This window comes from Flavobacterium hydrocarbonoxydans (assembly GCF_009789235.1).
Lineage (GTDB): Bacteria > Bacteroidota > Bacteroidia > Flavobacteriales > Flavobacteriaceae > Flavobacterium > Flavobacterium hydrocarbonoxydans.
On record NZ_WSTB01000003.1, the window covers coordinates 1 to 25,088 of the forward strand.

A 25,088-nucleotide genomic window follows, 5' to 3' on the forward strand; every position below is an offset into this window, starting at 1 on the left:
GTTCCAGACGTCATACATGGGGTTGCCAACCTCAAATTTGACGTTCCGAACGTCAAATTTGAGGTCTTGAACGTCAAATTTGAGGTCTCGAACGTCAAATTATACGTCTGGAACGTCATAAATGAGGTTGCCAACGTCAAATTTGAGGTTCGGAACGTCAAATTTGACGTTTCGAACCTCATACGTGGAGTTGTAGTTTTATCCCTTGAAGGGTTTAAAACCCTTCAAGGGATAAAATTAAAAGTAAAATCGGTACAATAGAATCAACTGTGAGTATATCCTCTCTACGTTAGTTTTTGAATATCCGAATTCTTAGAATAATTTTCTTCCGGAATATTTTTAAAGAATTCAGCTTCCTCCAAAGCTGCCATCGGACCATAACCCAGTAAATAAGTTCCTAACTGGTTGTCGGCTGTTCGAATTACATATAAAATCGACATATCATCAGGATCACTCATCCCTTCATAGCGATGATGTGCCACAATAAAAATTTCGTCAGGCTGATAAGCGTATTTCGTTTCTGTATCTAATAAGCATCCGCCTTCAAACATAAAGTTGCAGGTATATCCATTCTTTTGATATTCTTCTATATAATCCATTTCGTTTTTAGAAATTTCTCTTTTCATAACAGTATAATTTAAATGATGCAGCCTATAAATGTCTGCCTGTTTAACAAAATTCATGTATGTTGAGAAGCGGCATTAACTCAATAAATAATTTTATTATCTCTAATGATGTTTTTGATCAAAAAAGCTATTATAATGTATAATTTCAGAGTATATTAGTAGTTAATTTATTTATAATTATCTGTAAGAGCCTACTCTCTAAACCAAAAAATAATACATTTCATGACCAATAATAATTATGATTTCCTGACAAAGGGCGGCGAAATGGGTATGCTGACACGTACCCATGACTGGAACCTGACCGCAGTAGGTCCTGTTGAACTTTGGCCTCAGAGTTTATGTACTACCTTAGGAATTCTTCTAAATTCTAAATTCCCAATGTTTCTTTTTTGGGGACCAGAACATATTTGTTTTTATAATGATGCTTACAGACCTAGTCTGGGCAATAATGGCAAACATCCTTTTATATTAGGCAAAAGAGGAGCTGATTCCTGGCCTGAAATCTGGGATTTTATACAGCCCTTAATAAACCAGGTACTTACTGAAGGTGAAGCTACCTGGCATGAAGATCATTTGCTGCCTATTTACCGCAATGGAAAAATGGAAGATGTTTACTGGACCTTTAGTTACAGTCCTGTCAATAATGAATCCGGAAAAACTACAGGCGTACTGGTTATTTGTAATGAAACAACCGAGAAAGTAAATCTTGTAAGCAAGCTAGAAGAAAGTAACCAACGCTATTTAAACAATATTTTGCAGACTCCTAATGCCATGTGCATCTTTAGAGGAGCTGATTATGTGGTAGAAATTGCTAATGAACTCATGCTGGAGATATGGGATAGAAAAGCAGAGCAGGTTATTAATAAGCCTGTTTTCGAAGCTCTTCAGGAAGCAACAGGTCAGGGTCTTGAAGCGATTCTGGATGCGGTATATACCACTGGTGAAAAGTTTACAGCTTATGAACTTCCGGTAAAACTAAGACGGAAAGGAAAAATAGTAGATACCTTTATCAATGTGGTGTATGAAGCACTTAAAGAACCAGACGGAAGCATATCGGGAATTGTAGCAATAGCCAATGATGTAACCCTGCAGGTGATTGCCAGACAAGCGGTTCAGGATAGTGAAATCAAATTTAGAAATACTATAAAACAAGTACCGCTGGGTATTGCTATTCTTAAAGGTGAGGATTTAGTAGTCGAAATGGCAAATGCTGCTTACCTGCAAATTGTAGATAAAAAAGAAGTAGAAATTCTAGGAGAGTCGCTTTTCAATTCGGATCCTGAAGCAAATGAATCTGTTTATCCGCTGCTTACCAATGTATATAAAACCGGTATCCCCTATCACACCGATGAATTTTCGGTGGTACTGGATCGTTATGGCAAACAGGAGAAATGTTATTTTGATCTGGTTTTTCATCCTTTAAAAGAAGAGGATAACGCTGTTTCGGGTGTGATAATCGTGGCTTATGAAGTAACGGAGTCTGTTAAGGCAAGACATCTTTTGACCGAAAGCGAAAAAGCATTTAGGAAAATTGTCATGGAATCTCCTATTGCCATGTGTATTTTTAGAGGTACAGATCATGTTATTGAAATGGCTAATACAACGATGCTTGAAACCATCTGGCAAAAAAAGAAAAAAGAAACCATCGGGAAACCAATATTAGAAGTTTTTCCTGAACTTAAAGAACAAAAATACCCGGAATTGCTGGACGAGGTTGTTGCCAAAGGGAAAGTTGTACGGGAATATGAATCTGTAGTTTATATCAACATCAAAGGAAAACTGGAGAAACTTTATTTAGATTATCAATATACGCCTCTTTTTGAAGATGATGGAAAAGCCTCTGGTGTAATGGTTACTGTAAATGATGTAACCACAAAAGTAGAAGCCCGCAAAAAGGTCGAAAATGCTGAAGAAAGAGCCAGACTTGCTGCCGAAATTGCCGAAATTGCTACCTGGGATCTTGATGTAGCAACGCAGGATATGATTTATTCTGAAAATCTGCTTACGATATTTGGCCATGATAAAACATTAAAACTCACCCGTGCTGATATTTATAAACAAATGCACCCCGATGATTTGCCTATTTTAGAAAAAGCAAAATTGGTAGCGCTGGAAACAAGCATATATAAATACGAATCGCGAATTATAAAAACAGATAATTCTATCGCCTGGATCAGGGCGCATGGTAAAGTATTCTTTGATGAAAACAACCTTCCGGTTAAAATGCTGGGTACGGTAATGGATATTACGGACGAAAAGAACAATCAGCAGACTTTGATAAAAAGTGAGGAGAAATTCAGACTCCTTGCCGATTCTATGCCACAACATATCTGGACTGGTGATGCAGAGGGAAATCTAAATTATTATAATAAATCCGTATTTACCTATTCTGGTATTACGCAGGAAGATATTGACAGAGACGGATGGCTTCAGATTGTGCATCCGGATGACCGTGAGCAGAACATAAAGGTTTGGATGGAATCTGTAAATACAGGAAATGATTTCTTACTGGAACATCGTTTCCGTCGTCATGATGGCGAATACAGGTGGCAATTAAGCAGGGCGATTGCTCAAAAAGATACTGAAGGAAACATCCAAATGTGGGTAGGTACCAGCACTGATATTCAGGATCATAAAAACTTTTCGACCCGATTAGAAAAAGAAGTTTACGAACGTACGGCTGAACTTGAAATAAAAAACAAAGACCTGATCAATATGAACATCGAATTGCAGTCGTTTGCTTATATTTCCAGTCATGATTTGCAGGAACCACTCCGGAAGATACAGCTATTTGCAAGCCGTTTAGATGAATTAGACGAACAGAATATTTCGGCTAAAGCCAAAGGATATCTGGAGAAGATACATGTTTCTGCTAAAAGGATGCAAACATTAATACAAGACCTTTTGACATATTCACGAACCAATTCTGCTGAAAGAGTATTTACAAAAGTCAATCTAGATGAAATAGCCGAAGAAGTAATTAGTGATTTTGCTGAACTTATAGAAGAGAAAAATGCTCTGATAGAACTTGCTCCGTTAGGTGAAGTTACCATCATACCCTTTCAGTTCAGGCAATTATTACACAATCTGATAGGTAATGCGCTAAAGTTTTCTAAAAAAGACACTCCTCCTGTTATTGAAATAAAAGCAGACCAGGTGGAAGGAAAAGCCATTCAACAAGACCATAATTTTCCTGATAAGATGTATTATCATCTTCAGGTTTCGGATAATGGTATTGGTTTCGATAAAGAATACAACAAACGTGTTTTCGAAGTTTTTCAGCGATTAAATACAGAAAGTGAATTTGCAGGAACTGGAATTGGTCTGGCTATTGTAAAAAAGATTGTGGAGAATCATAAAGGAATAATTATAGCCAATGGCGAAAAAGATAAAGGAGCTGCTTTTCATATTTACCTGCCAGAACTTTAAAAAGGAACTGCTCTAAAACTAAAATTCCAAATTCCACTTTGATCTTTTATAATCAATTTGGAATTTGGATCCGAGCGCCAGCGAACAGGCGAAGCAATTTATTTTTTGGATGCTGTTTTTTTATCTATTATAATGGATAGCGCTATGATTTGTAAACAAAGTTTTTATCATTTGCATTAAAGTTTTTCCAGTCAATTTCTAAAGCATGTTCAATAGATTTAATAATGTCTTTCATTAAAACCGGTTTGGTAATAAAATAATCTGCTCCCAGATTACGACATCTTTCAATGATAGTCGGTTCGTTTGACGTTGAGAAAATAATGATGGGTATATCATTTTTATATCCGGAGTTTCGTAGTTCCTGCAGCACATCAAATCCATTTTTACCGGGCATATTTAAATCTAAAAAAACAATATTAGGAGTTGGTGGGGGATTATATATTGCGTTTAGCAATTTTTCTCCACCAGTATAGGTCTGAAGCTGAATTTTCTTCGGTAATGACTCTACAGCATCTGCAAAAATGCTCAAATCATCCTCATCATCATCAGTATAAAAAACAGTAAGATCTGCCATGTGGTATTGTTTATAAAAGGTCCTTAATCTTTGTCAAAGATAACTAAAATTATATACTTTGCAATTCATTTCAGATTCTGAAAACATTTTTTTTAGTACTTGAAATCTCATAAATTCCAAAGTGAATTCTATAACCCCAAAAAGCATTAAAATTAGAACTTTACGTTAGCAGACTTTATCAATATTATAATTATTACTTCATGATAAAGGAGTGCTTTACCAATTGTTTTACTACTAAATTTAAAAAATATAGTCATGGGAGATCACAAAAACCTTAGCAACAATCTTGCTGCAGAGAAAATTAAAGAGCTGGCAGAAGATATCAAATCCTGTATGTTCTGTACCTACAAAGGAGATTCATTACAATCGCGTCCGATGTCTGTACAGAAGATTGACGAACAGGGCCATCTTTGGTTCCTGTCTGACAAACGAAGCAGCAAAAACCAGGAAATAACCGAAAACTCAAAAGTGGAATTGTTTTTTGCACAGCCACACGATAAATTTCTTACGCTGCATGGTAACGCAAGTATTTTATTTGATAGACATACAATAAAAGAATTATGGAATCCTATCATAAAAGTATGGATGCCTGAAGGCGAAGAAGATCCGAACCTGAGTGTCATAAAAGTTATCCCGGAAGACGGATACTATTGGAACAATAAACACGGAAAAATGGTGGCTATCGCCAAAATGACCATAGCATTAGTAAGCGGTCAGACTATGGACGATGGCATTGAAGGCAACCTGAGTTTATAGGTTTATTTTGAAATAAAAAAAGGACAATCATTTAAGTGTGATTGTCCTTTTTTTATAATCTATTTTGAATAATTGCACCTTTAAGGCTCTTCATTAGGTATTTAGGATATAAACTAAAAAAAGTGCAATGTTACCACTGCACCTTTTTACGGATCTTATTCTTAGAATTAATCTGCTTCTGCAGCTTCCAGATTTACAGCATTTACAGCTACTTCTGTTAGTTTTACATCTGCTGATTTTTCCTCGTCAAGGGTTTGCTCTAATAGAGTTGCAGCTTCGGCTAAACCTAAAGTTTCTGCAAATTGTCTTAGGGTACCATAAGTAGCAATTTCATAATGCTCTATCTTTTGGCTTGCAGCTATAATGCCCGCATCTCTTACTACTCCGATTTCAGTTTCTTCCAGAATACCTTTTCCCTCTTCTATTAAGCCTTCCATGGCATCGCATTTCTTTGCGGTAGCTTTTTTACCTATTAATTCAAAAACTTTTTCCAGGCGAATTACATGTTCTTCTGTTTCGGTAAGATGTGCATTCAAGGCTTCGATTAAATCTGCCGATGTGGCATTTTTAGCCATCGCAGGAATTGCTTTTGTTAAAGCTTTCTCAGCCCAGTAAATGTCTTTCAGTCCATCTTCGAATAATTCAGTTAGACCGGATGCGGCATCAGATTTTGGTTTTGTTACTCCTTTTTTAGCAGTCTCTTTTGGAGTTGTTTCTTTTTTGTTATTAGACGTTTTCATAGCAATAATTTTATGTGATTAATATTTTTTAAAATTAGACTATTGACTATCAGTGTACTTATAAGATTTCAGCTTAAAGTTCTATTCTAAACATCCGTAAATTATATAAGTAACGTCCTTAATTTAATAACACCTTTTTTTGATGCTGATGGTACATTTGTTTTATTCAAACTTTAAAAAAACAGATCATGAAAACGATACAAGCTACAGATACACACAAACTTTATAAGGATGCCGAACTTTTTTTTCTTCAGAAATACCAAAGAGGATTTTTAGATCCGGATGCGGCCATTTTGATTGATAAAGCGATTGATAATCTTCTTAATAAAGACAACATTTTCAGGAACGAAAATATCCCGAATGAAGAACAGGTTGTTAATGAAGATGATCATATTACCAACACACAGGATGCCGACGATGATTTTGATCAGCCTGATGAATCGGACGAAGTAGAACATATCGAAGACGAAGATGATTTTGATGGAGATGACTTAGAAAGAAATGATAATTAAGCATTTATAATTCCTTAAAATTAATTCAATAAAAAAGAACCGTTAGCATATTAGCTAACGGTTCTTTTTTATAATCTATTCTTTTGATAAGAATCATTTTTAGAAAATGAGTTGAATACTATAAGTTATCTTCTCTTTCCCAATAACGATGATCGCCTAAAGCATGAATAAAGGCACCAGCGAGATTTTCATCGGCAAATTTATCACTCAAAAGTATTCCGGAATCTTTATTTACCTTATCCTCTTTTCGCTCGATTAGCATGATAATTTCTGACCCTTCGCCTTCGCCAGCAATAAATTTACAATGGGCATAAGAATCGGTTAGGAATTCTTTTACTTCCTTTAGATTTTTTAAAGACAGAATACCTTTTCCTCCTGGTACAAATACACCATCAAACAATACCGAAGAGGCAATCAAATAACTTTGATCGACTACAATTTCAGTACCTTCTTCAGCCACAATAGTTCCTAAATGAGGTGCAATAATTATTGCTTTGGCACCAGCTTGTTTCAGTGCATTTTTCATATTATCTACTGAAGCTGCACTCACACCATCAGCACATAAAAAAGCGATTTGTCTCGTGGCTATAGTCTTAGGATCTAAAGGCGTTTTCAGCATACTTAATGTATCTGATGTTTCAATAGATTGTTTTACGATTGTAGGTTCTTGTTTGCCTGAATCGTCTGCTCCTACTCCATGATTAATGGGTTTTTCAATATCTTTTGGAACTTCCATACCTAAAGATTTCGCTATTTTGGCAGTAAGTGTTTTATCCACTTTTGTCAATAAACCTAACATTCGCTCTCTAATAGATGGCGTTTCTACTTTTCCTAATTCAAATGATAATGCTTTCATAATGTGTTCTTGTTCTGTTGGTGTTTGACTTACATAAAAAAGTTTTGCCTGACTAAAATGATCCGAAAAACTAGCGCTGCGCTCACGCACTTTCGAAGCATCTATTCTTTCATTAAAACTGGCAAAACCACCTTCTTCGATTTTTGCCTGAAACGGACAGCCTCCCCCTAATGAATTAGGATGATAACTCACACGTCCAACAGGAATTTCCTGACGCATGTGTCCGTCACGCTGATTGTTGTGCATAGGCGCCACCGTACGATTAATAGGGATTTCATGAAAATTAGGACTTCCTAATCTTGACAATTGTGTATCCGTATAAGAAAATAATCTTCCTTGCAATAAAGGATCATTTGTAAAGTCTATTCCGGGTACAACATGTCCTGGATGAAAAGCAACCTGCTCTGTTTCTGCAAAAAAGTTATCTGGGTTTCTATTCAAAACCATCTTTCCGATAAGGGTTACCGGAACTAATTCCTCAGGAACTAATTTTGTTGGATCCAGCAAATCAAAATCATATTTATGTTCATCCGCTTCAGGAATAATTTGAACACCTAATTCCCATTCTGGAAAATTCCCTCCATCAATCGCTTCCCACAAATCCTGTCTGTGAAAATCAGAATTTTTACCTGATATTTTTTGCGCTTCATCCCATACAACAGCATGAGTTCCTAGTTTTGGTTTCCAATGAAATTTTACAAAATGTGATTCATTATTTTTATTGATGAATCTAAAAGTATGAACACCAAAACCTTCCATCATTCGTAAACTTCTCGGAATAGCTCTGTCACTCATTACCCACATAATCATGTGCATCGATTCCGGCATTAGAGAAATAAAATCCCAAAAGGTATCATGGGCCGATGCTGCCTGTGGCATTTCATGATGAGGTTCGGGTTTTACAGCATGAATAAGATCTGGAAATTTCATAGCATCCTGAATAAAGAATACAGGCATATTGTTTCCTACCAAATCATAATTACCCTGCTGCGTATAAAACTTAACAGAGAATCCACGTACATCACGGGCCAAATCTGTTGAGCCGCGTGAGCCTGCAACCGTAGAAAACCGAACAAAAACAGGAGTTTTAATAGAAGTATCGTTTAAAAATTCTGCTTTTGTAAATTTTTCCATTGATTTATATAACTCAAAATAACCATGTGCTGCAGAACCTCTTGCATGTACTATTCGTTCTGGAATACGCTCATGATCAAAATGGGTTATCTTTTCTCTCAGAATAAAATCTTCCAGTAATGAAGGACCTCTTTCACCCGCTTTTAAGGAATTGTTATTGTCATTAATTTTAACTCCCTGATTGGTTGTCAGAAATTGATTTTCTGCATTAGACTTATTGATTTCTAAGTCTTTTTGTTTCTCATCAGCGTAATCCTCTTTGTTTTTGTTTGCGTTTTTCATCTCTTTTTAATTTAATATTCTTTTGAAGTGTTTATTAACTCTGACTATTTCACCCAACATATATAGTGTGAAAAATTTTAAATTATCATCAGATAAAAGTAATCTGTTTCTGTAGGGTTGTGTTATATGATTCCCCACTAAAGTTCTATGATAAACACCTGTTAATTATGCAATTAGACATAATAATTCTGTAAGAAATTTTACTAAGTAAGCCTTTAGCTTTGTACTATATAAACATTAAAAATCACAATCATGAATACTACAGAACAAGCAAACAGAAATAGTATAGGTAATAGAGATCCTAGAAACACAAGTCAGGATAAAACCGATAAAAACACGCTTATGAACGAAGAATTGTATGATATCGACAAAATCAAAATGTCAGATAATGATAATAAGGAAATTGCTGAGCGTGGTTATACCATTAGAAACGGATACGACCCTAACAGACCTAATCCGGAGCAGGATCAGGTAACCAATGATGAGGATGATTTAGACGATCTGGACGATGATTTTCATACCGACAGAGATCTTGAGGATGATGATCTGATTGAAGAAGATTTAGAAGATGATGATCTTGTAGAAGAAGATTTGGATCTGGACGGTGATGAATTAAACACAGTTAATGATGAATTTGATAATCCTTCAGATGTAACAAATGGTGATTTTAATGAAACCGAAGAAGATCTTGAAGATATCGATCAGGATGACGAAGAGGAAGAAGATTTTGAAGAAATTATTGAAATTGAAGAAGATGAGCAAGAGGAAGATTATCCTGCAAATGATCCAAGAAAATTCTAAATTTCTCTCAGAAAATTGCGCATAAAAAAACCGTTAATCACTTAACGGTTTTTTTATGTTTAAATAAAATTTAAGCAATTCTATCTTTCATGATTTCTTCAACAACTTCAGGATTTAATAAGGTGGAAGTATCTCCAAAATTAGAAAAATCTCCTTCAGCTATTTTACGTAAAATTCTACGCATGATTTTTCCGGAACGTGTTTTTGGTAAACCAGAAACGAATTGAATTTTATCCAATTTTGCAATTGGTCCAATATGATCCGCAATATACTGATTGATTTCTTTTGTCAGGTTCTCTTTATTACGAACTTCTCCTGTTTCTTTCAGGATCACATAGCCGTACAGAGCATTTCCTTTTATTTCATGAGGGAAACCAACAATGGCAGATTCTGCAACTGCCTGGTGCTCATTGATAGCATCTTCGATAGGTGCAGTTCCTAAGTTGTGACCGGAAACAATCACCACATCATCTACTCTACCTGTAATTCTATAATATCCTACTTCATCTCTTAATGCACCATCACCTGTAAAATATTTCCCTGGAAAGGCAGAAAAATAAGTGTCTTTATAGCGTTCGTGATCTCCCCAGATAGTTCTGGCAATTCCTGGCCATGGAAATTTAATACACAAACTTCCAACTACCTGATTTCCTTCGATTTCATTGCGCTTTTCGTCCATTAAAACGGGCTGAATTCCCGGTAATGGCAAAGTAGCGTAGGTTGGTTTTGTAGGTGTCACGAAAGCAATTGGCGAAATCATAATTCCACCTGTTTCGGTTTGCCACCACGTATCAACCACTGGACATCTTTTATCTCCTACGTGGTCATTAAACCAGTGCCAGGCTTCTTCATTGATTGGTTCTCCAACAGATCCAATAACTTTAAGTGATTTCAAAGGATATTTCTGAATATAATCTAAGCTTTCTTTGGCTAACGAACGAATTGCAGTTGGCGCAGTATAAAATTGTGTGATTTTATGTTTTTCGATAATATCCCAGAAACGGCTGAAATCTGGATATGAAGGTACACCTTCAAAAATTACAGTTGTCCCTCCGTTTAGTAATGGTCCGTATAAAATATAAGAATGTCCTGTAATCCAGCCAATATCGGCCGTACACCAGAAAATATCATTTTCTTCGTGACTGAAAACATTTTTAAAAGTATAAGCGGTATAAACCATATATCCAGCTGTAGTATGTACCATACCTTTTGGTTTTCCTGTAGATCCGGAAGTATATAAAATAAATAAGGGATCTTCAGCGTCCATAATTTCAGCAACACTATTATCAAGAGCATTGTCTAATAAAGGCTGCAACCAGGAATCACGGCCTTCTTTCATCTTCACTTCGTTTTGGGTTCTTTTAGCTACCAAAACTTTAGTTACAGAAGGACAAGTTTCTAATGCTTCGTCTATAATCCCTTTAAGGTCAATCGTTTTGTTTCCTCTATAACCTCCATCAGAAGTAATAACCATTTTACATTCGCAATCATTAATTCTGGCAGAAACTGCAGAAGCTGAAAATCCTGCAAAAATCACCGAGTGAATAGCACCAATTCTGGCACAGGCTAATACTGAAACTGCCAGCTCAGGAATCATTGGTAAATAAATACAAACACGGTCACCTTTTTTAACTCCCTGTTCACGAAGAACATTCGACATTTTAGAAACTCTTTCGTATAATTCGTTGTAGGTTATATGTATAGCAGTTTCAGAAGGATCATTTGGTTCGAAAATTATCGCTGTTTTTTCTCCTCTTTTACTTAAATGTCTATCAATACAGTTTTTGGTAATGTTTACTTTTGCTTCTGTAAACCATTTTACTTCGGCATCAGCCATATTAAAATCAACAACTTTATCCCATTGTTGGTACCATGTAAAATTTTCTTCAGCTATTTTTCCCCAAAATTTTCTTGGCTCTCTTATTGACTTATTGTAATGTTTAAAATATTGTTCTAAATTTTCAATTTTATAATAACTCATAGTTTGTGGAATTTTTTTTATAAATGTATTAAATATCAACGTATTCTTAAAATTATTTAATTCATAAATTTTATCAAAAAAAAACACATAATAAATAAAATATCGTCTTTTTATGTATTTAATATAAAATTTTGCTTTTTAAGTAAATAGTCGTATTGCAAAAAAGGCATGATAAATAAATACCATGCCTTTTAATTTTAACAATTTCAATAACAATTAATTTTGTAATTCTGTATTACACGGCTTTTTCCATTTTGAAAATAGCAGCATCTTAATTAATCAAAATAGAAATTATACAAGTACATCAAACTAATGTACCCCAATAATTAGGGATTACCTTCACTTAACTTATACCTCACAGAAGTTAAGTGAATGCAATATGCATCTATATCCATATTATCTTAATAAGTGCTTACTAATTCAAAATATTACATAAAACAGAGATACAGTGCAAATCCCATCACACCCGAATGTGTGGTAATTCCCAATTTATATTATCCAATTTTTTTCATTGCAGTCATAGACTCTCTCAACCAAGCTCCTACTTCTTCGATAGGATGCTGACGAATTTCTTTGTTTACTGCTATTAATACAGCATTATCTACTCCATTTGAAGTTGAGAATGGCTTACCAATTATATTTGTTTCCACCTTTTTCATAAACTCAGTCAATAATGGTTTACAAGCGTGATCGAATAAATAACAACCATATTCAGCAGTATCAGAAATTACACGGTTCATTTCGAACAATTTTTTTCTTGCTATTGTATTTGCAATCAATGGCAATTCGTGTAATGATTCATAATAAGCTGATTCTTCTATAATTCCAGCTTCAGTCATTGTTTCAAAAGCCAATTCAACACCAGCTTTTACCATTGCAATCATCAAAACGCCATTATCAAAATATTCTTGCTCAGAAATTGGTGCCTCTTGTGGTGCTGTTTTCTCAAAGTTAGTTTCTCCTGTAGCGGCTCTCCATTTCAATAAATTTACATCATCATTCGCCCAGTCAATCATCATTGTTCTTGAGAATTCTCCTGAAATAATATCATCCTGGTGTTTTTGGAACAACGGACGCATAATATCTTTTAATTCTTCAGCCAATTCGTAAGCTTCAATTTTTGAAGGATTGTTTAAACGATCCATCATATTGGTGATTCCACCGTGTTTCAAAGCTTCAGTAATAGTTTCCCATCCGTATTGAATTAGTTTTGAAGCATAAGCTTTATCAATTCCTTTTTCAACCATTTTATCAAAACATAAAATAGATCCTGTTTGCAATAATCCGCAAAGGATAGTTTGCTCACCCATTAAATCTGATTTTACTTCAGCAACAAAAGATGATTTCAAAACTCCTGCTTTATGACCTCCAGTTGCTACAGCGTACGCTTTTGCCTGATCTAAACCTAGGCCATTTGGATCATTTTCAGGGTGAACAGCGATAAGTGTTGGTACACCAAAACCTCTCTTATATTCTTCACGTACCTCAGAACCTGGACATTTAGGCGCACACATGATAACCGTAATATCTTTACGGATTTGCATTCCTTCTTCAACAATGTTAAAACCATGAGAGTATGCTAAAGTCGAACCATTTTTCATTAATGGCATAATTGCAGTTACAACCGCAGTATGTTGTTTATCTGGTGTAAGATTACAAACTAAATCAGCAGTAGGAATCAATTCTTCATAAGTACCAACTTTAAATCCATTATCTGCAGCATTCATGAAAGAAGCTCTCTTTTGAGCAATAGCTTCAGGGCGTAATGCGTAAGAAATATCTAAACCTGAATCTCTCATGTTTAAACCTTGATTCAAACCTTGTGCACCACAACCTACGATGACAACTTTTTTTCCTGCTAATGCTGCAATTCCATTTGCAAATTCAGATTGCTCCATAAATTCGCAAACTCCTAATTGTTCTAATTGTAATCTAAGTGGTAATGTGTTGAAATAATTTGCCATTTTTAATTTTAATTTTATTTATTTTAATTCGTTTAACAATAATGAAGAAATTTCCATCTTTTCCTTAGAAACAGAAATTCTTCCGGAACGCACAAACTGCATAATGCCGTAAGGTTTAAATTTTGCGTATAATTCTTCTATTTCAGAACGTCTTCCAGATTTTGAAACCACGAAAAAATCACGAGAAACGGTTACAATTGTTGATTGACTCTCTTTGATGATATTCTGAATTTGTTTTTCATCAAATAACAAACTTGAAGCAATTTTAAAAAGCGCATTTTCCAGATAAATTGTCTCTTCATCTGTGTGATAAAATGCTTTTATAACCTCTATTTGTTTTTCTATTTGTCCCACAATATTCTGAACCCATTTTTCTGTTGTCTCTACAACTATTATAAATCTTGAAACATTTTCTATTTCTGATTCTGAAACGTTTAGACTTAATATATTAATGTGACGCTTTAAGAATATTCCTGATATTCTATTCAATAAACCCACATTATTTTCTGAATATACCGATATGGTAAATGTTTTATCTTCCATGTTATTTTTTAGTTTTTTTTGTTTCAGGTTTCAAGTTTCATGTTGATGAGAACTTGAAATCTGAAACTTGAAACTTTTTTAGCTTAATCTAATATCAGAAACACTAGCTCCTGTTGGAATCATTGGAAATACGTTGTTTTCTTTCTCTACCATAACTTCCAGGAAATAAGAATCTTTTGAAGCCATCATTTCGGCAACAGCTGCATCCAAATCCTCTCTTTTGGTTACTTTTTTAGCTTTGATGTAATATCCTTCTGCAATCGCAACAAAATTTGGATTGATCATATTAGTTGAAGCATATCGGTTATCAAAAAACAATTCTTGCCATTGACGAACCATTCCTAAGAATTCATTATTTAAGATTACAATTTTTACAGGAACTTTCGTTTGAAAAATAGTACCTAACTCCTGAATCGTCATCTGAAAACCTCCGTCTCCAATAATAGCAACTACTTCACGATCCGGTCTTCCCATTTTAGCTCCAATTGCTGCTGGAAGCGCAAATCCCATTGTTCCTAAACCTCCAGAAGTAACATTACTTTTGGTTTGATTAAATTTAGCATAACGGCAAGCAAACATTTGATGTTGTCCAACATCCGAAACGATTATAGCATCACCTTTTGAGTGTTTGTTAATCATTTCCATAGTTTCACCCATCGAAATTCCTTTACCATTCGTTGGATTTAATTCTTCTTTTATAACCGAATCAAATTCAATTTTATCTTTTATTTTGAATTCATTATGCCAGGACTCATGAGAATTTTTCTCAATCAAAGGCAATAACGCTGTCAAAGCTTCTTTTAAATCTCCTAAAACAGCTACTTCCGTTTTTACATTTTTATCAACTTCTGCTGGATCAATTTCGAAGTGAATTACTTTTGCTTGTTTTGCATAAGTATTCAAATTTCCAGTAACGCGGTCATCAAAACGCATTCCTAATGCAATTAAAACATCGCATTCGTTAGTCAATAAATTAGGCCCGTAATTTCCGTGCATTCCTAGCATTCCCACATTTAATGAATGATCTGTTGGTAAAGCCGAAAGCCCTAGAATTGTCCATGCTGCCGGAACTCCTGATTTTTCGATTAAAGCTTTCAATTCAGCTTCAGCCTGACTTAAAATAACACCTTGTCCAAAAACAATAAATGGTTTTTTAGCCGAATTAATCAAAGCAGCAGCTTCTGCAACTTTGTCTAAATTCAATTTTGGAACTGGATGATAACTTCTAATCGAAGTACATTTTTCGTAACTAAATTCGAACTCATCAAACTGAGCATTTTTTGTAATATCAATCAATACAGGTCCTGGACGACCAGAACGTGCAATATAAAATGCTTTTGCAATAATTTCCGGTATCTCAGAAGCTTCTGTAACCTGGTAATTCCATTTGGTTACAGGAGTCGAAATTCCGATAATATCTGTTTCCTGAAAAGCATCAGAACCTAACAAATGTTTCCCAACCTGACCTGTAATACAAACCATTGGTGTAGAATCAATTTGTGCATCAGCAATTCCTGTCACTAAATTTGTAGCTCCTGGTCCAGAAGTAGCTATTGCTACACCTACTTTTCCTGTTGCTCTTGCATACCCTTGAGCTGCGTGCGTTGCACCTTGTTCGTGACGTACTAAAACATGGTGTAATTGATCCTGAAACTTATACAATTCGTCGTAAACAGGCATGATTGCTCCTCCAGGATAACCATAAACCAAGTCAACTCCTTCTGCTAATAAACATCTTATAACGGCTTCAGCGCCTGATATTTTTATTTTTCCCATGTTGGTAATTTTTTCTTCACTCTTATTTTCTAATGAAATAGAGTTGAGATCTATATTGTTTTTTTCCAATAATTCTTCCATCTTTTTGATTTTTGAAATTGAATTTTGAAATTGTATTTTTCTATTTATCGGTAACACATCCTTCAGAAGCACTAGAGACCGAACGCATATATTTTAATAAAACACCTTGTTTGATTGGTGATTCTGGTCTTTTCCAGTTTGCTTTACGTTCTGCCAATTCTTCATCAGAAATTTTGACATCGATTGTGTTTTTTACAGCATCAATTGTAATTACATCTCCATTTTCTATCAATGCAATTCCACCACCTTCGTATGCTTCAGGAGTGACGTGCCCGACGACAAAACCGTGTGAACCTCCTGAGAAACGTCCATCTGTAATCAAAGCCACAGAATTTCCTAAACCAGCTCCCATAATAGCAGATGTTGGTTTTAACATCTCAGACATACCAGGACCACCTTTTGGGCCACAGTAACGAATGATTACTACGTTTCCTGGCTTTACTTCACCCGCTTGTATTCCTCTGATTACATCTTTTTCTCCTTCAAAAACTACCGCTGTACCTTCAAAAAATTCTCCTTCTTTACCGCTAATTTTAGCCACACAACCTTCAGTTGCAATATTTCCGTATAAAATTTGAATATTTCCAGTTGCTTTTAAAGCTTTTTGAATTTCGAAAACTACTTGCTGACCAGCTTCCAGATCAGGAACTGCAGCTAGATTTTCAGCAATTGTTTTTCCTGTTACAGTTAAACAATCTCCGTGTAAAAATCCCTCTTTTAATAAATATTTCATTACTCCCGGAACCCCTCCAACATTGTGTAAATCTTCCATTAGGTATTTACCACTTGGTTTCAAGTCGGCTAATAATGGTGTTTTATCACTGATATCCTGAAAATCTTTTAAAGTCAATTCAATACCTACTGAATGCGCCATTGCAATTAAGTGCATAACCGCATTTGTAGAACCTCCTAAAACAGCGACCATTGTAATTGCATTTTCAAATGCTTTACGCGTCATGATGTCTCTGGGTTTAATATCTTTTTCTAATAATATTCTAATCGCTTTACCCGCATCAACACATTCTTGTTTTTTTTCCGGACTTAAAGCAGGATTAGAAGAACTGTATGGTAAACTCATTCCTAATGCTTCAATCGCTGATGACATGGTATTTGCTGTGTACATTCCACCACAAGCACCAGCACCTGGACAAGCATTCTGAATTACTCCTTTAAAATCTTCAGGAGTAATCGTGTTTTTGATTTTTTTACCTAAAGCTTCAAAAGCAGAAACAATATTCAAATCCTCACCTTTCCATTTTCCCGGATGAATAGATCCTCCGTAAACCATAATCGAAGGGCGATTTACTCTACCCATAGCCATTAAAGCTCCCGGCATATTTTTATCACAACCTGGAACGGCTATCAAACCATCGTACCATTGTGCACCCATAACAGTTTCGATAGAATCTGCAATTACATCACGAGATACCAAAGAAAAACGCATTCCGTCATTACCATTAGAAATACCATCACTTACACCAATAGTATTAAAAATCAAGCCCACCAAATCTTCTTTCCAGACGCCAGTTTTGATATCTTTTGCCAGGTCATTCAAGTGCATGTTACAAGGATTTCCGTCGTAACCCATACTTACAATTCCTACCTGCGCTTTTTTAAGATCCTCTTCTGTCAGGCCAATTCCGTAGAACATAGCTTGAGAAGCTGGTTGAGTTTCATCTTGCGTGATTGTTTTGCTGTACTTATTTAATTCCATTTATGTATTTAATTTGTATTTTTAATTTTATTCTAAAAAAAAACCTCCCGACTAAGTGGGAGGTTTATAATATATATTTTTAAATTATATCTATAATATTCCCAGTGCAGATGTGTGAATCACATTGACAACAATGACAGGAGTAAAAATAATTGAGATTTTCATGTTTTATTTTTCAGTGTCACAAAAGTATAAAAACTAATATGATTAAAAAAATAAAATCTCAACATTTTAATCAACTTTTGTTGTTTATTCTATTATTTTAACAAGAAACACTAAACAATTGTCGATTGTCCGATGCTAACATTGTCATTATTAAAATAAAGCAGGTCATCTTTGCTAAAAATGAAATTCGAAACGAACTCCCCTACTTCATTGGTACCAAATTTTGAATCTGATTTTAAATCTGTTGTAACTACCTTAAATTCAATCGCTTTTTCAATCGCCTGATAAATTACATTTGCTTCTTTAAACAAACCAAAATGCTCTAACAACATCGCTGCTGATAAAATAGACGCGATTGGATTGGCAATATTTTTACCTTTTGCCTGCGGATAAGAACCGTGAATAGGTTCAAACAAAGCATTTTTTTCTCCTAATGAAGCCGAAGCCAATAAACCGATAGAACCCGTAATAACACTTGCTTCATCCGATAAAATATCTCCGAACAGGTTTTCTGTCAAAATCACATCAAACTGTTTTGGATTCAAAATGATCTGCATCGCCGCATTATCAACAAATAAAAAGTCTAAAGCCACATCCGGATAACCTTCGCTCACTTTTTGAACCACTTTTCTCCACAATCTGGAGGTTTCCAAAACATTTGCTTTGTCCACCATGGTTAACTTTTTACGACGGTTTTGTGCCGATTTAAAAGCTAAATGTGCTATTCTGGTAATTTCTTCTTCTGAATATTCGCATAAATCCGAAGCATGTGTACCTTCTTCATTCAAAGTTTTTGCTCCAAAATAAGCTCCACCCGTTAATTCTCTAAAAATCGTAAAATCTGCTCCTTCGATAATCTCTCTTTTTAAAGGGGAAGCATCAAGTAATGATTTGTATGGTTTGATTGGTCTGATGTTTGCAAACAAACCTAATTCCTTACGTAATTTTAATAATCCCTGCTCCGGACGAACTTTTGCATTTGGATTATTATCATATTTTGGATCACCAATGGCGCCAAATAAAACGGCATCAGTATTTAAACAAAGATTTAGCGTTTGCTCCGGAAGCGGATTTCCTGTTTTGTCAATGGCAACAGCACCCATGAGCGCTTCTTCAAAAACAAATTCATGATTATACACTTCACCAATTGCATATAATGCTTTTTTGGCTTGTAAAATGACTTCTGGTCCGATTCCGTCTCCAGGTAAAACTGCTATTTTCAAATTCATAATGTCTCGTTCTTTATGTATTTAAATCTTTATTTATTTTCTTTAATTTAAAATTAGCTTCTAATCAAGTCTCCCTGAATTTTTGAAGCTTCTATAATTTGATGAATATCTTCGTCTAAAACTTCTTTTTTGATGTCTGCGAATTTTAAAAACTCCACATATACAATGTCTAGTTGTACTTTCGTTAATTCGTAACCCACTTTTTTAGCGCGATAAGCTAATGCCGCTCTACCGCTTCTTGCAGTAAGGATAATCGATGATTCATTCACACCCACATCAAGCGGATCCATAATTTCGTAAGTTGCTCTGTTTTTGATCACACCATCCTGATGAATTCCAGAACTGTGTGCAAAAGCATTAGCTCCTACAATTGCTTTATTTGGCTGCACAATCATTCCCATACTTTCAGAAACCAAACGACTCATTTCGTTTAATTCTCTTGTATTGATATTGGTATCTAAATTTAAGTAAGGATGCTGTTTGAAAATCATCACCACTTCTTCAAGTGCTGTGTTTCCTGCTCTTTCTCCAATACCATTAATAGTACACTCAATTTGTCTTGCACCATTTATAGCTCCAGCGATTGAGTTTGCCGTTGCCATTCCTAAATCGTTATGACAGTGACAAGAAAGAATTACGTTTTCGATTCCTTTTACGTTTTCTTTCAGGTATTTAATTTTTGCTCCGTATTCTTCTGGTAAACAATATCCAGTAGTATCTGGTATATTCAATACTGTAGCTCCAGATTTGATAACTTCTTCACAAACTTTTGCTAAGAAAGCATTATCAGTTCTTCCTGCGTCTTCTGCATAAAACTCAACGTCTTCAACGTAAGATTTAGCATGAGAAACAGCATATTTTGCTCTGGCAATAATATCTTCTCTTGTAGTTTGTAATTTATGGAGGATGTGAGATTCAGATGTTCCGATTCCAGTATGGATTCTAGGTCTTTTTGCATGCTTTAAAGCTGCTGCAGCAACATCAATGTCGTTTTTTACGGCTCTTGTCAATCCGCAGACGGTTGCATTTTCTACAATTTTACAAATCTCAGAGACGGATAAAAAATCGCCGGGACTTGATACAGGAAAGCCTGCCTCGATAATGTCAACTCCCATTTTGTCTAGTCGTTCTGCGATAACTAATTTTTGTTTAGTATCTAACTTACATCCCGGGACTTGTTCACCATCACGCAAAGTGGTGTCAAAAATTTGAACTTTCTCTCTATTCATATTCATTTATTTAATGTAATTTCACATCTTGATAACAAATATATATTGTAGTATCGCAGTATGAAATTCATTTTAATGAAATTATACTGTTCATAAAACAATTTATACCACACTAAATAACTAAAAACCAACAAGTTACCTTATTATATTTTACAATGGCTAACCATCAAAAAGATTTCTTATTTGTTCTGATAAAATCGCTTTCGAAATCTGAAAAAAGACAGTTTAAAATATTTGCAAGCCGTTTGGAAACCAGTTCAAACACTAAATTCATTGAATTATTTAATATTTTAGATAAATCTGAAAATTATGATGAAAAACTCATTTTAAAGAGCGGCATCATCAAAAAAGTACAGCTATCTAACTTAAAATCATACTTATACAAACAAATTTTGGTAAGTATCCGATTGAATATTCCGAGCCAAAATATTCGTTATCAATTGCGTGAGCAAATAGATTTTGCCGGGATCTTGTACAATAAAGGATTGTACAAACAGAGTTTAAAAATTCTGGATAAGACCAAAATTATTGCGCTCGAAAATGACGAAAAATACATGGCGTATGAAATTGTCGAATTCGAAAAACTCATCGAATCTCAATATATTACCCGAAGTATTCAGGGCCGCGCAGATGAATTGGTGATTCAGGCTAAAGAACTGAATTATCGCAATACAATCTCCAGTAAATTGTCCAATTTATCGCTTCAGCTGTACGGAATCATGCTTAAAACAGGTTACGTAAAAAACGATGAAGAATATAAATATATTGATGATTACTTTAATAAACATATTTCTAAATTAGACGAAAGTAAATTTGGTTTCCGTGAGAAATATTGGTTTTACAATGCCAACTTATGGCGCAGTTTCTTAGTTCAGGATTTTTTGGCGAGTTATAAATATGCTTATAAATGGGTGACTTTATTTTATGACAACCCCAATATGATTTACCAAAATCCTGTATTTTTCTTAAAAGGAAATCATTATTTTCTGGAATCCCTGTATATGCTGAAGTACACATCGAATTTCAAAAAATACCTGACGCTTTTAGAAAAAACTATCCAGGATGAAAAATTTCCGGTAAACGATAACATTGCATCACTATCATTTCTGTATATTTATAACAATAAGTTAAATTTACACATACTGGAAGGTACTTTTGCGGAAAGCGAATATCTAATTCCGGAGATTTTAGACAAAATAAAAGTACACAGTGAACATCTTGACGAACATCACGAAATGTTGTTTTTCTATAAAATTGCTTCTATCTATTTTGGGAATGAAAAGTATAACGAATGTATTGCTTATTTGGATAAAATCATCAACAACAAGAACTTAACAATGCGTGAGGATTTAATGTGTTTTGCCCGACTTTTGTCTTTGATCGCACATTATGAGCTTGGAAAAGATTATTATCTAGAAAATCATCTTAAAAACACCTATAAATTTCTTTTGAAAATGAACGACTTACATGAGGTTCAAAAAGAAATCATCAAGTTTTTAAGAAACCTAAACAACTTTTATCCGGCTGATATTAAAAAGGAATTCAAAAAAATGCACGCTCGTTTTGTAGAACTTGAAAAGAATACCTACGAAAAAAGAGCTTTCCTTTATTTAGATATTATTTCTTGGCTGGAAAGTAAAATGGAAAATCGAAAAATTGCTGATATCATTAAGGAAAAGGCAAAACTCAGCAGCCGATAAAATTTTAAAATTCCAATTTTTTTTAAATGCCAAAATTCCAATAAAAAAAAGCCGCTTAAAACTACGTTTTAGTGGCTTTTTGTCATTTCGATTTCTATGACAAAACAGAATCTTTTTTAGGAGCTAATCCCGCTATCCGTTTCAATCTTTTGTTTTTTAAAGAAAAAAACAAAAGGATTTCCACTTCTATCGGGGCTAGGGCATCCGTTTTCAAAAAGGATATTTTCTTTTTTTTTTGTCATTTCGAACGAGAAATCTCTGCAAGTAACTCGACAGAAATTGACAATTTTCCGTACGGAGCTTCTTGAGGAGATTTCTCATTCGAAATGACATACTTTGTGAATATTGCAAAATAATAAACCCGACAGATTTTTATAACCTAAAACCTGTCGGGTTTACTAAACTCCAACAATTGGAATTTAGGATTTTAAAAAATTGGAATTTTAATATTTTTATTCCACAATATTAGAGCTCGTTATATAGAAATTCTTGTCAACTTCAAACGTACGTTTATCACCAGTTACTTTTACTGATTGCCATTCTGTAGTAGGTTTCAGCCAGGTTTCAACACCATTTATAACCACTTTTACCGGCATATCAAATTTGGCTACGCAATTTGACCAATGATAACCAACTTGTCCATCCTTAAAAATATAATCTAAAACCGGAATTTGAGTTGTTGTTAAATACTGAGCAAAAACACTGTTGAAATTAATTCCTGATTGTTCATTAATATAATCCTGAATTTGCTTAGACGTAACCGTTTGATGATAAAAAGTTTTATTTAAACCTCTCAAAATCGATTTCCATTTGGCATCATCATTTATAGTTTGGCGAATGGTATGCAGCATATTCGCTCCTTTAGGATACATATCCCCGGAACCTTCATTATTTACATCATAATGCCCAATAATTGAGGCATCATTTTGAATGCCTTTTCTGCATCCGATAACATATTCGGCTCCAGCATCTTTCCCGTAATAATATTCAACAAAAAGACTTTCAGAGTAACTAGTAAAACTTTCGTGAATCCACATATCTGCAATGTCTTTATACGTAATATTGTTTGCAAACCACTCATGTCCAGACTCGTGAATAATGATAAAATCAAATTTCAATCCCCAGCCTGTTCCACTTAAATCACGTCCTAAATAACCATTTTTGTAAGCGTTTCCGTAGGTTACACTACTTTGATGCTCCATACCTAAATAAGGTGCTTCAACCAATTTGTAACTATCTTCATAAAAAGGATAAGGCCCAAACCAGTTTTCAAATGCTTTTAACATTCTTGGTGCATCTTTAAATTGTTCTTTGGCCAAAGCTAAATTATCTCTCAAGACATAATAATCACAGTCTAAATTGCCTTTTTCGCCTTTGTATTTCTCCGAAAAATTTACGTAGTCTCCAATATTAATATTTACTCCGTAATTATTTATTGGGTTCGAAACATACCAATTAAAGGTTTTTGTACCGTCTTTTTCTTTCTTAACACTTTTTAATCTTCCGTTCGAAACATCAGTCAAATCTCCTGGAACATTTACGCTAATATCCATGTTTTCAACTTCATCGTACATGTGGTCTTTGTTTGGCCACCAAACACTTGCTCCTAAACCCTGACAAGAAGAAGCGATAAAATCCTTTCCGTTTTTGTCTTTTTTCCAGGTAATTCCACCATCCCAGGGCGGACGAACAGCTTCTTTAGGTTTTCCTCCAAAAGAAATTACGATTTCTTTAGTTTGCCCTACTTTTTGAGCAGCTGACAACTCAATAAAAAAAGCATTTCCGTCTCTTTCAAACTTTAATTCTTTGCCATCTTGTGTTACTTTATAAATCTGCATTGGTTCCTGCAAATCGATTTGCATCTTGTTATATTCTGATAAAACAGTATATTTTACAGTGTTTGAACCTGAGATTGTTTTATCTGAAGGATTAACTTTTATATCCAAGTGATAATATTTCAAATCCCACCAAGAGCGCTCTTTTGTAATGCTGCCGCGAAGCGTATCCTGACGAGTAAAAACCGTTTCTGACTTATTAAGAAGTCCTTGTGCATTGGAAGTGAAACCAACCAAAAAGGCAACAAAAATGCCTCCGAAGTATTTTTTCATTAATTTAAAATTTGGAATTTTATGGGTATAAAAGTAAACATTCGAAGCCATTTTATTATTTCTAATCGAAATATTTAATGTTAAAATTCATTATTCTTCTCTATTTTAGCAATTTAAAATCCACAATATGCCCCTAAAATTCAGTTCGCTTTTTGCTGTTTTATTTTTGATGTTTTCCATTCCCGGAAATGCCCAAACTTTTCCGATTTATAAAACAACTGAAAAAATCACTATTGACGGCGATTTATCTGATTGGAAAAAGCCTTTTCTAGGTCCGTTTCTGATTCATGATTCTGCAGTAAAAACAGCCCAGACTACCTTTGTTTCACTTTCGTGGAATGACAAAAACCTTTATATTGCTTATCGTTCGGAAGATTCTCAGATTATTGGTTCTAACCAAAAGAAAGATGCTCCGATTTTTAAAACAGATGATTTGGTCGAAATATTCATTGATCCGGATGGTGACGGACAAAATTATATTGAAATTGGTGTGAATGCTTTTTCAACAAATTATGATATGCTCATAAAATGTATTGCACCAGATTGTGGCGGATGGAATACTTCCCTAAATTTTGATATTTTAGGAATGGAAGCAGTCAGCAAAATAACTTCCGAAGGTTTTTGTACCGAAATAAAAATTCCGTTTTCGAGTTTAGAAAATATTCAAAATGGCCATTTTATAAAACCAGAAATTGGTACGAAATGGAAAGGAAATACTTTTAGAATTGATTATGGTAACACTACTGAATACACTGCATTACAGGCTTATAAAAGTTCTAAATTTGGTTTTCATCAGCCTGAGGAATTTGCTGTTTTTGAGTTTGTGGAGTAGCTTTGAAACGGCACGCTGATGACGCAGATTAAAGCAGATTAATACTTAAAATCTAT

At 34.5% G+C, this 25,088-nt stretch carries 19 protein-coding genes; 7 read left to right on the forward strand and 12 right to left on the reverse strand.

Annotated features, from left to right (window positions below; all coding sequences use genetic code 11):
* The coding region (locus GON26_RS06040; RefSeq protein ID WP_160373844.1) for a hypothetical protein at nucleotides 1-261 on the forward strand (261 nt) is incomplete at its 5' end.
* Between the two features lie 23 nt (nucleotides 262-284).
* On the opposite strand, the gene GON26_RS06045 is transcribed toward GON26_RS06040, so the two are convergent.
* The gene (locus tag GON26_RS06045) at nucleotides 285-626 is read right to left on the reverse strand and encodes a hypothetical protein (protein WP_160373845.1); all 342 of its coding nucleotides are present in this window, start codon (nucleotides 624-626) and stop codon (nucleotides 285-287) included.
* Nucleotides 627-848: 222 nt separating this feature from the next.
* Here GON26_RS06045 and GON26_RS06050 point away from each other — a divergent pair, with 222 nt between their 5' ends.
* Nucleotides 849-4,055: a PAS domain-containing protein gene (locus GON26_RS06050; RefSeq protein WP_160373846.1), complete on the forward strand. Its 3,207-nt coding sequence runs from the start codon at nucleotides 849-851 to the stop codon at nucleotides 4,053-4,055.
* Nucleotides 4,056-4,197: 142 nt separating this feature from the next.
* On the opposite strand, the gene GON26_RS06055 is transcribed toward GON26_RS06050, so the two are convergent.
* Nucleotides 4,198-4,629 (reverse strand): response regulator, encoded by a 432-nt coding sequence (locus GON26_RS06055; protein ID WP_160373847.1) that lies wholly within the window; start codon nucleotides 4,627-4,629, stop codon nucleotides 4,198-4,200.
* Between the two features lie 255 nt (nucleotides 4,630-4,884).
* Here GON26_RS06055 and GON26_RS06060 point away from each other — a divergent pair, with 255 nt between their 5' ends.
* Nucleotides 4,885-5,385, forward strand: a complete 501-nt coding sequence (locus tag GON26_RS06060; RefSeq protein WP_160373848.1) for a pyridoxamine 5'-phosphate oxidase family protein — start codon at nucleotides 4,885-4,887, stop codon at nucleotides 5,383-5,385.
* Between the two features lie 167 nt (nucleotides 5,386-5,552).
* Here the strand turns inward: GON26_RS06060 and GON26_RS06065 are convergent, their stop codons facing one another.
* Nucleotides 5,553-6,125, reverse strand: a complete 573-nt coding sequence (locus GON26_RS06065; protein WP_160373849.1) for a YciE/YciF ferroxidase family protein — start codon at nucleotides 6,123-6,125, stop codon at nucleotides 5,553-5,555.
* Nucleotides 6,126-6,313: 188 nt separating this feature from the next.
* On the opposite strand from GON26_RS06065, the gene GON26_RS06070 reads away from it, so the two are divergent.
* Nucleotides 6,314-6,637, forward strand: a complete 324-nt coding sequence (locus GON26_RS06070) for a hypothetical protein (protein ID WP_160373850.1) — start codon at nucleotides 6,314-6,316, stop codon at nucleotides 6,635-6,637.
* 118 nt (nucleotides 6,638-6,755) lie between these two features.
* Here the strand turns inward: GON26_RS06070 and GON26_RS06075 are convergent, their stop codons facing one another.
* A complete protein-coding gene (locus GON26_RS06075; protein ID WP_160373851.1) occupies nucleotides 6,756-8,909 on the reverse strand; it encodes a catalase in 2,154 nt (717 codons plus the stop codon).
* A gap of 252 nt (nucleotides 8,910-9,161) precedes the next feature.
* Between GON26_RS06075 and GON26_RS06080 the strand changes: the two genes are divergently transcribed.
* Complete coding sequence (locus GON26_RS06080; protein WP_160373852.1) at nucleotides 9,162-9,710, forward strand: hypothetical protein; 549 nt, start codon at nucleotides 9,162-9,164, stop codon at nucleotides 9,708-9,710.
* Between the two features lie 70 nt (nucleotides 9,711-9,780).
* On the opposite strand, the gene acs is transcribed toward GON26_RS06080, so the two are convergent.
* From acs to GON26_RS06115, 7 genes are all read right to left on the reverse strand, one after another.
* The gene (acs, locus tag GON26_RS06085; RefSeq protein ID WP_317164688.1) at nucleotides 9,781-11,703 is read right to left on the reverse strand and encodes an acetate--CoA ligase; all 1,923 of its coding nucleotides are present in this window, start codon (nucleotides 11,701-11,703) and stop codon (nucleotides 9,781-9,783) included.
* A gap of 482 nt (nucleotides 11,704-12,185) precedes the next feature.
* Complete coding sequence (gene ilvC, locus GON26_RS06090; protein WP_160373854.1) at nucleotides 12,186-13,655, reverse strand: ketol-acid reductoisomerase; 1,470 nt, start codon at nucleotides 13,653-13,655, stop codon at nucleotides 12,186-12,188.
* Nucleotides 13,656-13,673: 18 nt separating this feature from the next.
* The gene (ilvN, locus tag GON26_RS06095; protein ID WP_160373855.1) at nucleotides 13,674-14,198 is read right to left on the reverse strand and encodes an acetolactate synthase small subunit; all 525 of its coding nucleotides are present in this window, start codon (nucleotides 14,196-14,198) and stop codon (nucleotides 13,674-13,676) included.
* 78 nt (nucleotides 14,199-14,276) lie between these two features.
* Entirely contained in the window at nucleotides 14,277-15,974 is a 1,698-nt protein-coding gene (gene ilvB, locus GON26_RS06100) for a biosynthetic-type acetolactate synthase large subunit (RefSeq protein WP_160374271.1), read from the reverse strand.
* A gap of 121 nt (nucleotides 15,975-16,095) precedes the next feature.
* Nucleotides 16,096-17,769 (reverse strand): dihydroxy-acid dehydratase, encoded by a 1,674-nt coding sequence (ilvD, locus tag GON26_RS06105; protein ID WP_160373856.1) that lies wholly within the window; start codon nucleotides 17,767-17,769, stop codon nucleotides 16,096-16,098.
* Nucleotides 17,770-18,044: 275 nt separating this feature from the next.
* On the reverse strand, nucleotides 18,045-19,163 hold the full coding sequence (leuB, locus tag GON26_RS06110; protein WP_160373857.1) for a 3-isopropylmalate dehydrogenase: 1,119 nt from the start codon (nucleotides 19,161-19,163) through the stop codon (nucleotides 18,045-18,047).
* A gap of 53 nt (nucleotides 19,164-19,216) precedes the next feature.
* Nucleotides 19,217-20,392 carry a 2-isopropylmalate synthase gene (locus tag GON26_RS06115; RefSeq protein ID WP_160373858.1) on the reverse strand — a complete coding sequence of 392 codons (1,176 nt, stop codon included), beginning with the start codon at nucleotides 20,390-20,392 and terminating at the stop codon, nucleotides 19,217-19,219.
* Between the two features lie 155 nt (nucleotides 20,393-20,547).
* On the opposite strand from GON26_RS06115, the gene GON26_RS06120 reads away from it, so the two are divergent.
* On the forward strand, nucleotides 20,548-22,092 hold the full coding sequence (locus GON26_RS06120) for a hypothetical protein (RefSeq protein ID WP_160373859.1): 1,545 nt from the start codon (nucleotides 20,548-20,550) through the stop codon (nucleotides 22,090-22,092).
* A gap of 452 nt (nucleotides 22,093-22,544) precedes the next feature.
* On the opposite strand, the gene GON26_RS06125 is transcribed toward GON26_RS06120, so the two are convergent.
* Entirely contained in the window at nucleotides 22,545-24,200 is a 1,656-nt protein-coding gene (locus GON26_RS06125; protein ID WP_160373860.1) for a M1 family metallopeptidase, read from the reverse strand.
* A gap of 127 nt (nucleotides 24,201-24,327) precedes the next feature.
* On the opposite strand from GON26_RS06125, the gene GON26_RS06130 reads away from it, so the two are divergent.
* Nucleotides 24,328-25,032, forward strand: a complete 705-nt coding sequence (locus GON26_RS06130) for a carbohydrate-binding family 9-like protein (protein ID WP_160373861.1) — start codon at nucleotides 24,328-24,330, stop codon at nucleotides 25,030-25,032.
* The last annotated feature ends 56 nt before the right edge of the window (nucleotides 25,033-25,088 follow it).